Below are 10,243 nucleotides of genomic sequence, written 5' to 3'. Positions count from 1 at the left end.
CAATTTTTAATATTAAACAATGCGTCTCTAAAAATTTCATAGCAATAAAACTTGTCGGTTTTCAATTTTTTATCAAAGTCTTTTAATTGATTTTGGTTTTGATTAATATCTTTTTTTTGTTCTTGCTTTTGATTAACACTAACTTGTTTATTGGGCACAGAATTTCTGTTTTCATAATTATTGTAAATAGGCGCTGCATCAGTATCCATTTCGCTTTTTATATTAAGACATGCAACTAAAGCGTATCTTTTGAAATAAGTAATAGCTGAACCAACAAATTGTGGCAATGTATTTACATTTTTAGAACCATTTTCACTGTTCCATTGCAAATTTTCTGTAAGAATTGGGGTATCAAATGACTCTCTATACCCACTGCTTGTGCTGTAGAATGTGGTCCTAATAACATGAACTCTACCATATGGATCATGTGTAAAAGTTGGGAATTGCCTAAACATAAGATCCAAATTGTGCTTTTCAATAACGTTTTCAATTTCTTCTAATATGTCATTGAAATCCTGATACTTATATCCGTACCCTTTAAGACTTTTGTCAATACGTGGCAAGTTCTTCATTAGGGTTTTCATATCATTTAAGAATTTAATTTCTGCTTGAATATTTTCTTGTGGATTATTTTTGTTTGAAACATTGTTCATGTTTTCCTCCTTATTGTTAGTAAATAATTATATAGTAAAAACTATTTTTGCCAACTTTTTTACAAAAATTTTTTGCAAAAAAAGAAGTGGGACTTAACCAAACTCTTTTTACAAAGAATTTTGCCAAGTTCCCACCATGATCTTTGGAAATTAACAATAAGGTAGTCAACCTGAAATATGTTCAAATAACTACGCTGATTGTAGTATAGTCTAACTTTGGTTTAAAATCAATTTATATTTTTATCAAATTTTAAATTTTTTTAGAAAAGTATTTACTTTTAAATCAAAATTTTGCATACTAATGATTATTAGTAATTAACAATAAGGAGAAAAAACATGGAAGGTTTTTCAAATAATACAAAAAGTCCAACTTGTCACAACAAACACCAATACAAATTAATATCTCTTACTTCAACACTAAATTACCTAAACAAAAAAGATAAGAAATACACGCAACAAAACATACTTTATTATTTTAATGAAAATCTTAAAAGAAATAGTCTAGCTCCCACTACTTTAAGAACAATGCAAAATTATCTTTACAAATTAGAAAAAGTACTAAAAGTAACAACCAATTATTACCAACACATGGGGATAAATTGTGGGACTGAAATTTACTATAAGCTAAAGTATCCTAAAAAAGAATGTTACCAAAAAATCAACAAATACTTTAAAGAGCGAAAAAACTCTAGATTTAAATCTAGAGTTAATAATCATTTTAAAGACAATGTTTCTAAAAATGGTAATGTAAATTCAGTGGAGTGTATAAATAATAAAAATAATAATATAAAAGAAGAAAGAAAGATTAAAGAAATAGAAAAATATCAACTAAGAAATTATTTCAATAATTGTAACTTTAAAACAGAAGCGGCTCTTTCTATTTTGTATTTAAATACTGATAAAGATACGAAGATTGAGGCAATGAAAATCTTAAAACAAAATGAAATTGCCCTAATAAAAAAATTCAATATAAAAAAATCTTGCATGAAAGAAAAACAAAAAAGATTAAAAGAAATTCTATACAACACTAGGAAAGAATTAGAAAAAAATGGATATAATTTTGAACAATTAAAAATAAATCTTCAAAAAGTATACGAAAATTACAAATTTAAGCCCCATTTTATTATAGAAAATCATAAATATAATGATTTAAGTTATATAAAGCGCAAATTAGAAAAGTCTATTGAAATAAAAAGAGAAAATTCTCAACAAAATTATCAAAATTTAAAGACAAACATTTTCAATATCCTTATTGAACGGCTAAAAAAAGATACAAATATTGAAATTCTAAAGTCTATTATAAAAGAATATTTGAATAACCAAAAAAAAATAGAATACAATAAAGTATTTGGTACATATTATCTTGAATTATTAGAAATAATAAAAAAACAAAAAAATTCTTTAACCACAGAGGAATTGAGCATAAAGGTCGTATGAGGATTTAACATGGAAAATTCACTTGAACCTATTGAAACTATAAAAAAAAGCAAATGTAAAGTTGAATGCCAAAATAAAGCGTTCTTTATTTTGATTGAAAAAGAAAATGGGAAAACAATGTACCATACAAAAATAATGATGGACATTTATAAATTTGGAGTTTATGAGAAAAAACATGAACTTAGACTATCATTAAGGGCCCTATTTAATGGGGAAAGAATTGTTGAAGAAACTCACTTGTACCCAATTAAAGAAGGAGATAAGTTTATTGGCATTTTTTATGGCTACCAAAAACCAATAAAAAAACCGCTAATAAAGTATCAAATAAACGGGACTAGAAAAGCATATGCATTAGCAAGGGCATATTATATGGAATTTAGATTTAAAGCCGGAAGTGTTTTTTGCTATTTTAAGGGGCTATATCGTTTATTAGATAAAAAAAGAACAAATAATCACTACAATAAAGTTTTATTTAGCATGTTTACGGATTTAGAACAACAAGTATATAAATTTTATGGGAAAAAATACCCGGAACAAGGACCGTTAATAAAATGGATAATAAAAAACCTAAAATAATAACAATAGCGTCAATTAAGGGCGGCGTTGGCAAAAGCACAAGTGCAATTATATTTGCAACCCTATTGTCTCAAGATTGGAAAGTGCTTTTAATTGATATGGATACGCAGGCATCAGTAACTAGTTATTTTTACAAAAAAATAATAGAAGATGATTTTAATTTATTAGAAAAAAATATATATGAAGTTTTGAAGGGAAATGTATTAATTGATAATTCAGTTATAAATATTAGTAGTAATTTAGACTTGATACCTAGTTATATAAGTTTGCACAAATTTAATAAAGAGGCTATAACATTTAAGGAAATTAAACTTCAAAAACAGCTATTAAATTTACAATCCAATTATGATTACATAATAATTGATACAAATCCCAGCCTAGATTATACACTAACCAATGCTTTAGTATGTAGTGATTATATAATAGTTCCAATAACAGCAGAGAAATGGGCTGTTGAAAGTTTAGAACTTTTAAAGTTCTCAATTAGTGATTTAGCCATTGATATTCCAATTTTTTTAATAATAACTAGATTTAAAAAAAATAATACCCATAAGGCGCTATTTAGTTCGCTTAAAGACAATAAGAATTTTTTGGGGTTAATTTATGAAAGAGAAGATTTGAATAAAAAGATAGCAAAAAACGATCTATTTAATTTAAATAGAGATTATATGTTAGAGTACAAAAATATATTAAGTAAATTTATAACAATAATCATGTCCAGGTAACTGGACATGATTGCCATTTTAAATGAAAGGAGTCCATATATGGAGATAATATTGAACAAAAGAAACCTAGAAGTGCTAAATGAAGCCGAAGAACATTACAAGAAGTTAAAGCAAAGATTAAAATCTAGTTTTCAACAAGAAATTTATTATAAGATGGAAGTTATTAAGATATTAAAAGAAATAAAAGATAACGAATATTATAAATTAGATGGATACAGAACATTTGAAGATTTTATCAAAGATTATCATTTAGCAAGAAGTCAAGCATATGACTATTTAAAAATAGCAAATGCAATTAAAGACGGCATTTTAGAAGAAGCTTATGTAATAGAAAATGGTGTTACAAAAACTCTTGAGTTCTTAAGAAAATCGCCAAATGTTTTGAAAAAATCTAAACAAAATCCAATAAAACCCTTAAGATTTCAACTTAAGAGTCAAGAAAGTTACGACTTTTATAAAAGTAATGCGAAATTTACTGGGTATCTTTTAGACAAATTATTTAATAATGAAAAAGAAATGATTAAAAAAATTATGAAGGAATATAAACAACTGAAAGGATAGTAAGAAATTTTATGACTAATTTAGCGTACAGAACATATAACATAGAAAGTATAAAAAATGAATTTTTAAACATAGGGTTTAGTGAGGAGGCAATAGATTTTGTTTTTCTTCATAATGATAATTTCAATTTTGAATTTTTGAAAGAGAAAATAATCGATTTAGAAAAGAATTTGAGAAAAGATATATCTAATTTAGATATAAAAATAGATACTGTAGAAAAAAGTTTAAATCTAAAAATAGATACTGTAGAAAAAAGTTTAAATCTAAAAATAGATTTTGTAGAAAAGAGTTTAAATGCTAAAATAGATAGTTTAGATACCAAAATAGATAATGTAGAAAAAACTTTGCAAAAAGATATATCCAGTTTAGATACTAAAATAGATAGTGTAAAAAACGAACTTAATTCTAAAATAGATAGTATAGAAAAAACTTTGCAAAAAGATATATCCAGTTTAGATACTAAAATAGATGTTTTAAAAAATGAACTTAATGCAAGCAATAGAACAATACAAGTAATTCTAATAATGGGAATAACACTTGCTCCAATTATCTATTCTATATTTAATAAGTATTTCTTCAATTGAGAATGATTAAAATTTTTTAAAATATTAAGGGAGTATATAGCGTATTTTTTAAATAGAATACTATAATCTTGATTTAAATTCTTTAAAAGAAACATTTTATTTTTACTTTCTTTTAAATTTAGAACTTATTTGAATTTTTTAACAAGAAAATCTAAATAAGTTCTTTTATTTTAACAAATACAAATTGATTTTAATTCTAAATTGAACTATATTTAATTGTTGAAAAGCTTCTATTTATTATAATAATTTCTGTAAAAAGCCTGACAAAAATAGTTTTTGTTATATATATGTATGTGAATAGCTAAAAAAGTATATTGCTATCAAAAAAATCCAATTAAGTTGGGTTTATTTAAATTCTCTTGTTAGAGAACTTAGCTAAACCCAACTATTTTTTTGTAAAAAATTTTTGTAAAAAAGTTGGCAAAAATAGTTTTTGCTATATACTTATTTAGTAACAATAAGGAGGAAAACATGAACAATGTTTCAAACAAAAATAATCCACAAGAAAATATTCAAGGAGAGCTCAAAATGATAAGTGTTAATCAACAAAGTTTTACTGGATGTGAAATATTTGAGGAAAAATCTTCTCCTATTAAAGAAAAAAGTAAATTAAGCAAAATAGGTAAAAAATTACCAGGAATAAGTAGTAAAGAGTGTTTTAGATTTGACCGCAATCAAGATTTTGGTCTTCAAAGAAACAAGCTAGATAAATACGGAGCTAGTGAAGTAGGTAATATTCTAATTGGTGGTGCGGGGCTAAAAGATTTAATGATAAACAGAGTGCTTAAATATTTTGATATGAGTCTACCTTTTGAAGAGAATTTGTATATGCTCAAGGGTAAGGAATTAGAGAATTTAGGAATTAGAGAATTTGTTAAAGCATGCGGTGATAATATTGATATTTTATATAAAAACATATATGCCAATGGAGTTGATAAGTATAATTATTTCAAAAAAATGGGAAATTCAAAAACTTTAGTAGGCTCAACAATTGATGGCTGGTTTATTAATAATAATGGCGATTTAGAACTTTTAGAAATTAAAAGTAGCGACTCTCATTATATGAGTAGCGCTATTGACAAATATAATAAAAATGGCAATTTTTTAAGCAGCAAATATTTTTTCAAATATTATGTGCAGGCGCAAATGCAGCTAGCATGTACTGGTCTTGAGCATTGTAATTTGTTCTTTTTAATTGACGCTGCACCCAATTAACTGTAAGATTAAGAGAAATGAGGCCTTAATATCAAAAGTGTTTGAATTTGTTAATAAATGTGAATTAGAAATTATAAATTTAAAAAAAGATATTTATAGTAACTATAGAGAGGAATACTTAATGGCACATAATTTTAACGAGGATGCGTTTATAAAACTTGTTGAGGATTTAGTAGAAAGGAGTGATTTTTATAGTTCTGGAGTTGAGTTTGATTGGGCAAGAGAATTTATAGAATATGTTGATTGCGTAGACCTTGAAATTGCGGATAGGCAAGTTGCTGAAAATGTTGCATGTGATCTAATGGATGTTGATAGTGCAAAAAAAGAATTAAACAAAATGCAAAACGAACACAAAAAAATAGAAAAGCCCCTTAAAGATTTCATCAAAATGAAAACCGACAATATTACGAATACATGTCCACTAATTGAACATGTAAGTTATAGATTTAGAGAATTTGTGTTCACTTTTGATTCTAAGAAAAGAGCAATATCAGATAGATTAAGTGGTTTATTGCCAACAAGTGGCAAAGTCTTTTTGCCTAGCAATATAGCATTTGTAAATAGTGTTAGTGTCCCCATGTGAATGGGTGCGCTAAAAAATTAAAAAAATAATTTAATATTGGAGGATTTAGTAATGCTTATTAATAAAATAAAACAAAACAATAGAAGTTTGCGTCCAGAGATACAAAGGTGGGGATGTTACTTTTTGTGTTTACATTACTATACAAGTCTATTTAAGAAACGTGAATTTAATACCTATGAGATAAATGCAGCGTATTATAGATTTATAGGACTTGGATACATTAAGAGTAATTGTTTTATTTTAAATCCATGTATGATACTTAATTACTACGGAATTAGAAGTAGTGTGAGATATGAATCTTTAAATTATTTGGGTGCTTTAAATGAATTTGAAATAAGTGAAGTTAAAATCGATAAGGTTAATGGATATCACTTTATAGCAACAAAACATAAAGAAATATTATATGATTCGCTTGATTTAAAGCCTCGAGGGAAAATATTTAAAGTAACTTCAAAGCATATATTTAAGCTAAAGTAGTTTTACTAAAGTTTTAGATTATTTTTCATACATTTATAAGCGTGAATTTTGTTTGCAGCAGAAAGCCCATATATATTATCAATTTCGGAAGTTGAATGATATTTCATAAGTTCTTTAATTTGGAAAGAATTGTAACCATTAGATTTTAAATATGAAATAAACAAATTTCTAAATAAGTGAAGCGATTTATTAGCACGAAATACTGATTTTTTAAGAAGATTTTTAAATTTTTTAGAAATATTAATAATGCTAATTTGATTGTCTTTAAATTTATGTTTGGTTTTTTGGAAAAGATAAGTACGCCTTGAGTCAAGATTTTTTCTCTTAAAATAATTTTCGTGAGCTTTTTGAATGGCCTCAAACTCTTCGGATTTGATGACAATTTCTCTAATACAAGTGACATTTCTTTTTTTAGCAATATTTACTTTTATATTGTAAAAAGTTTCTCCAGTTTTGCTTAGTAGGGGTGTAATGTCTTGCATTTTCACTTTTTGAATTTCAGCACCCCTGCATCCACTTATTGCCAGTAGATGTAGAAACCAACCAGAAATTGGGTCAATTTGTTTTAATGTTTTGACGCATTTTTCAATTATTTTGATATCTTTTGGGGGCAAATAAAACTTAGGAGATGGTTTTGAAGTTTCGTTTTTAGTAGGCTTAGAAGAAATTTTTAGCGAATTTTTAAGAATTTTATTTTCATTTGCTAATTTTTGATAATCTTTTAATAGTTTGAGGATAGAATCAATATTGTAATTATTTAAATTAAAATAATTATTAATGTCCATAAGACAAGCTCCTTCTCAGGGTTACTTTTAAATTAAGTAAAAGTAATAAAAATAGATAAAAATAGCAATTTATATTTTACCAAAAACTAAAAATTTTAGTCAAATTTTGGGTGTTCTCATTGCATGCGAAATTTGGGTTTTGGAGTGGTTTTTATAAACAGAAGAGGCAATTTTTAAGGGTGTCGGATAAGAAAGACTATATACTTTATCTGATATATAGCAAAGACTTTAAAATTTAATTTGTATGTGTTTTTTAGTCTTTTGTAATGATTAGGGCATTTGCAATGGAGAGATTTTGAAGGGTTGATTAAAATTACATTTGAGGTTTGTTAATATGTAACAGCTGAATGTAACAAAATCAAATATTTAAATCTTTAAAAAATTGTATTCATTGAGGTGTTGCGTTATATTTGAGACTTACGGAGTAACTTATGAATAAAAAAATGTTTATTATTTGTGCTGTTTTTGCTTTGATAAGTTCTTGCAAGAATTATGCAACTAGTAAAGATTTAGAAGGGTCATTGCAAGATTTAGAAAGTTCAGAACAAGAGCAAAATGTAAAAAGAACAGAACAAGAGATAAAAAAACAAGTTGAAGGATTTTTAGAAATTCTAGAGACAAAAGATTTATCTAAATTAGATGAAAAAGATACGAAAGAGATTGAAAAAACAATTAAGGACTTAAAGGATCGAATAGAAAAATTGGAGGCTAAAAAAACTTCTCTTAAAACATATTCTGAGTATGAAAAAGCAATAAAACAAATAAAAGAAAAATTGAAAGGAAAGAAAGAACTTGAAGATGAATTAAATAAACTTTCAGAGAGCTTAAAAAAGAAAAAAGAGGAAAGAAAAAAAGCTTTAGAAGATGCAAAGCAGAAGTTTGAAGAGTTTAAAAAACAGGTTGGATCTGCAACTGGACAAACTTATGGTCATCAAGTTCAAGGACAAAGGAATATTGGACAACAAGCTTGGAAATATGCTCGAGAATTGGGCTTTAAAAATATGACTGGTGGTAATAATACTAGCGATATGACTAATGAAGTTATAACTAGTGCGCTTAAAAAGATTGAAGAAGAGCTTAAAGAGGTGGGGGAAGATAAAAAATAGTAAATAAATGGTTTTTAAAAGCATAAATTATAAGAAAACAAGACTAATTGCTAGTCTTGTTTTCTTATTTACAATCGAATTTGTTTGTTGCTATTCTAATAAGATCGATTAAAGCTCCAACATATAAAAATCCAAATGTAAATAGGTATAATATACCAGTCCCTATTTTACCCACATAAAATCTATGAACTCCTAAATAACCAAGAAATAAGCATAGTAAAAATATCACAAGTTTATTGTAATTTTCGGCTTGTTTATATAAGCCCGAAGATCTAAAAAAATATCTTAAAGTACATAGACACTCTTTTGTTGTGCTGATTAATACTCAAGGTGACAATGGAAATTCAGACGATGGACTTAAAGTTTACAAGGACGACTACAGTAAGTTCAAAATTCCTCAACGCTTTTCGTATTCTCAACCAAAGAGCAAGAAACAAAAGAAATATTTAAGGATAAAGGCAATACCGAGAAAGCAAGAAATATTGTTGTTTATAGCAACAATAAAGACAATTTACACCTTAAATTTGTAAGTCAATATTTGCATCAAGCTAGTATTTTCCATTCTGTAAATCCTTATGGTATGCCACTTTCTGCTTTACCACTTGTTGACGACACCGTAATTGGAAAGTTAAGAACTGCAAATATTAACTTTTACACACTTCTTAATGAAACTGGTCTTGATGGTATGCCTGCTTTTAAAGAGGGTGTTGATCTTGCTGGAAGTTCAATAGACGAGCTTTTCACTTATCATTATATAAAAAATGAAGCGATTATTGAGTTTATTAGAATTTGGAATAAGAACAATAGACAAAACAGTAAATTATCTGCACTGCAACTTAGTGGAGCTAGAGACAATGCTTATACTTCAGCAATTGAATGTCTACTTAAAAGATTTGTAGATAGAGGACTTATAGTAGAATATAAAAAGTTAAGACTTACTCTTTCTCCTACGCCACAACTTAAATTAGAACTTAGTGTGAATATTACTTATAACTTTAGCATTAATGCTGTTAATTTAGTAATTACTACTCAAGATATAGTTGATTATCAAAATAGTTTAAGCGTATAAGGAGTGTAAAATAATGCAATTTTATGATTTAAGAGAAGTTTATTTTTCAATAGGTGGTAGACAACTGCATAGTGGCAAGTTAGAACTTACAAGTGAGCCCACAACAAGAGCAGTGGTTAGTAGTGAAGACAAAGGCATGCCTGTAATAAACTTAAGAGACCCTAAAACGATAACTTATATTCTCAATATTGAAGTAACACTGGGTAGTCATGACTACATTTTGTTAACTGAAATTTTAGACGAACAGTTTTACAACATGGACGTGAGTAAATACGATAAAATGCTTGATTTAGTATTCAATGATAGAATTGCTACCAAAATCATTTCTAACTATGCAATTTTTACTGAGGAACCAGCAAGAAATTATTCTGCAGAAACTGAAAAAGTTACTTTTGAAATTAGAGCTATTAATTGCCAAAAAACTAAGCCAAATAAAACTTAAAAGGAGAGTCTTTTTATGATAATGAGATAT

Annotated in this window: 10 protein-coding genes and 3 pseudogenes; 10 read left to right on the top strand and 3 right to left on the bottom strand. The window is 26.7% G+C overall.

Translation table 11 applies throughout. From position 1 onward, the window contains the following. The coding region (locus HNQ06_RS05455) for an ERF family protein (RefSeq protein ID WP_184107978.1) at positions 1-653 on the bottom strand (653 nt) is incomplete at its 3' end. A gap of 336 nt (positions 654-989) precedes the next feature. Here HNQ06_RS05455 and HNQ06_RS05450 point away from each other — a divergent pair. The 7 genes and pseudogenes from HNQ06_RS05450 to HNQ06_RS05420 all read left to right on the top strand — a co-directional run bounded on the left by HNQ06_RS05450 (position 990) and on the right by HNQ06_RS05420 (position 6,811). After that, positions 990-2,090 carry a plasmid maintenance protein gene (locus tag HNQ06_RS05450; RefSeq protein ID WP_184107976.1) on the top strand — a complete coding sequence of 367 codons (1,101 nt, stop codon included), beginning with the start codon at positions 990-992 and terminating at the stop codon, positions 2,088-2,090. 9 nt (positions 2,091-2,099) lie between these two features. Next, on the top strand, positions 2,100-2,666 hold the full coding sequence (locus HNQ06_RS05445; protein WP_184107974.1) for a DUF226 domain-containing protein: 567 nt from the start codon (positions 2,100-2,102) through the stop codon (positions 2,664-2,666). Further along, positions 2,642-3,391: a ParA family protein gene (locus HNQ06_RS05440; RefSeq protein WP_184107972.1), complete on the top strand. Its 750-nt coding sequence runs from the start codon at positions 2,642-2,644 to the stop codon at positions 3,389-3,391. Before HNQ06_RS05445 ends, HNQ06_RS05440 begins: the two co-directional genes overlap by 25 nt. A 39-nt stretch (positions 3,392-3,430) precedes the next feature. Further along, the gene (locus HNQ06_RS05435) at positions 3,431-3,952 is read left to right on the top strand and encodes a chromosome replication/partitioning protein (RefSeq protein ID WP_012621303.1); all 522 of its coding nucleotides are present in this window, start codon (positions 3,431-3,433) and stop codon (positions 3,950-3,952) included. A gap of 11 nt (positions 3,953-3,963) precedes the next feature. Further along, positions 3,964-4,536: a Bdr family repetitive protein gene (gene bdr / locus HNQ06_RS05430; protein ID WP_184107970.1), complete on the top strand. Its 573-nt coding sequence runs from the start codon at positions 3,964-3,966 to the stop codon at positions 4,534-4,536. A 471-nt stretch (positions 4,537-5,007) separates the two neighbouring features. Beyond that, a pseudogene (locus tag HNQ06_RS05425) lies at positions 5,008-6,334 on the top strand (DUF244 domain-containing protein). Between the two features lie 51 nt (positions 6,335-6,385). Then, the gene (locus tag HNQ06_RS05420; RefSeq protein WP_184107968.1) at positions 6,386-6,811 is read left to right on the top strand and encodes a DUF261 domain-containing protein; all 426 of its coding nucleotides are present in this window, start codon (positions 6,386-6,388) and stop codon (positions 6,809-6,811) included. Positions 6,812-6,816: 5 nt separating this feature from the next. Here the strand turns inward: HNQ06_RS05420 and HNQ06_RS05415 are convergent, their stop codons facing one another. Continuing rightward, positions 6,817-7,596 (bottom strand): tyrosine-type recombinase/integrase, encoded by a 780-nt coding sequence (locus tag HNQ06_RS05415; RefSeq protein WP_184107966.1) that lies wholly within the window; start codon positions 7,594-7,596, stop codon positions 6,817-6,819. A 431-nt stretch (positions 7,597-8,027) separates the two neighbouring features. Here HNQ06_RS05415 and HNQ06_RS05410 point away from each other — a divergent pair, with 431 nt between their 5' ends. Continuing rightward, a complete protein-coding gene (locus tag HNQ06_RS05410; protein WP_184107964.1) occupies positions 8,028-8,702 on the top strand; it encodes an ErpL protein in 675 nt (224 codons plus the stop codon). Positions 8,703-8,766: 64 nt separating this feature from the next. Here HNQ06_RS05410 and HNQ06_RS05405 read toward each other — a convergent pair. After that, positions 8,767-8,958: pseudogene (locus HNQ06_RS05405) on the bottom strand (TM2 domain-containing protein); the annotation flags it as partial. 55 nt (positions 8,959-9,013) lie between these two features. Here HNQ06_RS05405 and HNQ06_RS05400 point away from each other — a divergent pair. After that, positions 9,014-9,771, top strand: a pseudogene (locus HNQ06_RS05400) (DUF787 family protein). A gap of 13 nt (positions 9,772-9,784) precedes the next feature. After that, a complete protein-coding gene (locus HNQ06_RS05395; protein WP_184107960.1) occupies positions 9,785-10,213 on the top strand; it encodes a DUF1463 family protein in 429 nt (142 codons plus the stop codon). The last annotated feature ends 30 nt before the right edge of the window (positions 10,214-10,243 follow it).

It is taken from the genome of Borreliella lanei, assembly GCF_014205895.1.
Taxonomy (GTDB): Bacteria; Spirochaetota; Spirochaetia; order Borreliales; family Borreliaceae; genus Borreliella; species Borreliella lanei.
Note: the sequence above shows the minus strand (reverse complement) of the source record. Positions and strands in the feature narration are given on the sequence as shown.

Coding starts and splice junctions, on each gene's coding strand:
- HNQ06_RS05450 (WP_184107976.1), top strand. CDS start 990: ATGGAAGGTTTTTCAAATAATACAAAAAGTCCAACTTGTCACAACAAA.
- HNQ06_RS05445 (WP_184107974.1), top strand. CDS start 2,100: ATGGAAAATTCACTTGAACCTATTGAAACTATAAAAAAAAGCAAATGT.
- HNQ06_RS05440 (WP_184107972.1), top strand. CDS start 2,642: ATGGATAATAAAAAACCTAAAATAATAACAATAGCGTCAATTAAGGGC.
- HNQ06_RS05435 (WP_012621303.1), top strand. CDS start 3,431: ATGGAGATAATATTGAACAAAAGAAACCTAGAAGTGCTAAATGAAGCC.
- bdr (WP_184107970.1), top strand. CDS start 3,964: ATGACTAATTTAGCGTACAGAACATATAACATAGAAAGTATAAAAAAT.
- HNQ06_RS05420 (WP_184107968.1), top strand. CDS start 6,386: ATGCTTATTAATAAAATAAAACAAAACAATAGAAGTTTGCGTCCAGAG.
- HNQ06_RS05415 (WP_184107966.1), bottom strand. CDS start 7,596: ATGGACATTAATAATTATTTTAATTTAAATAATTACAATATTGATTCT.
- HNQ06_RS05410 (WP_184107964.1), top strand. CDS start 8,028: ATGAATAAAAAAATGTTTATTATTTGTGCTGTTTTTGCTTTGATAAGT.
- HNQ06_RS05395 (WP_184107960.1), top strand. CDS start 9,785: ATGCAATTTTATGATTTAAGAGAAGTTTATTTTTCAATAGGTGGTAGA.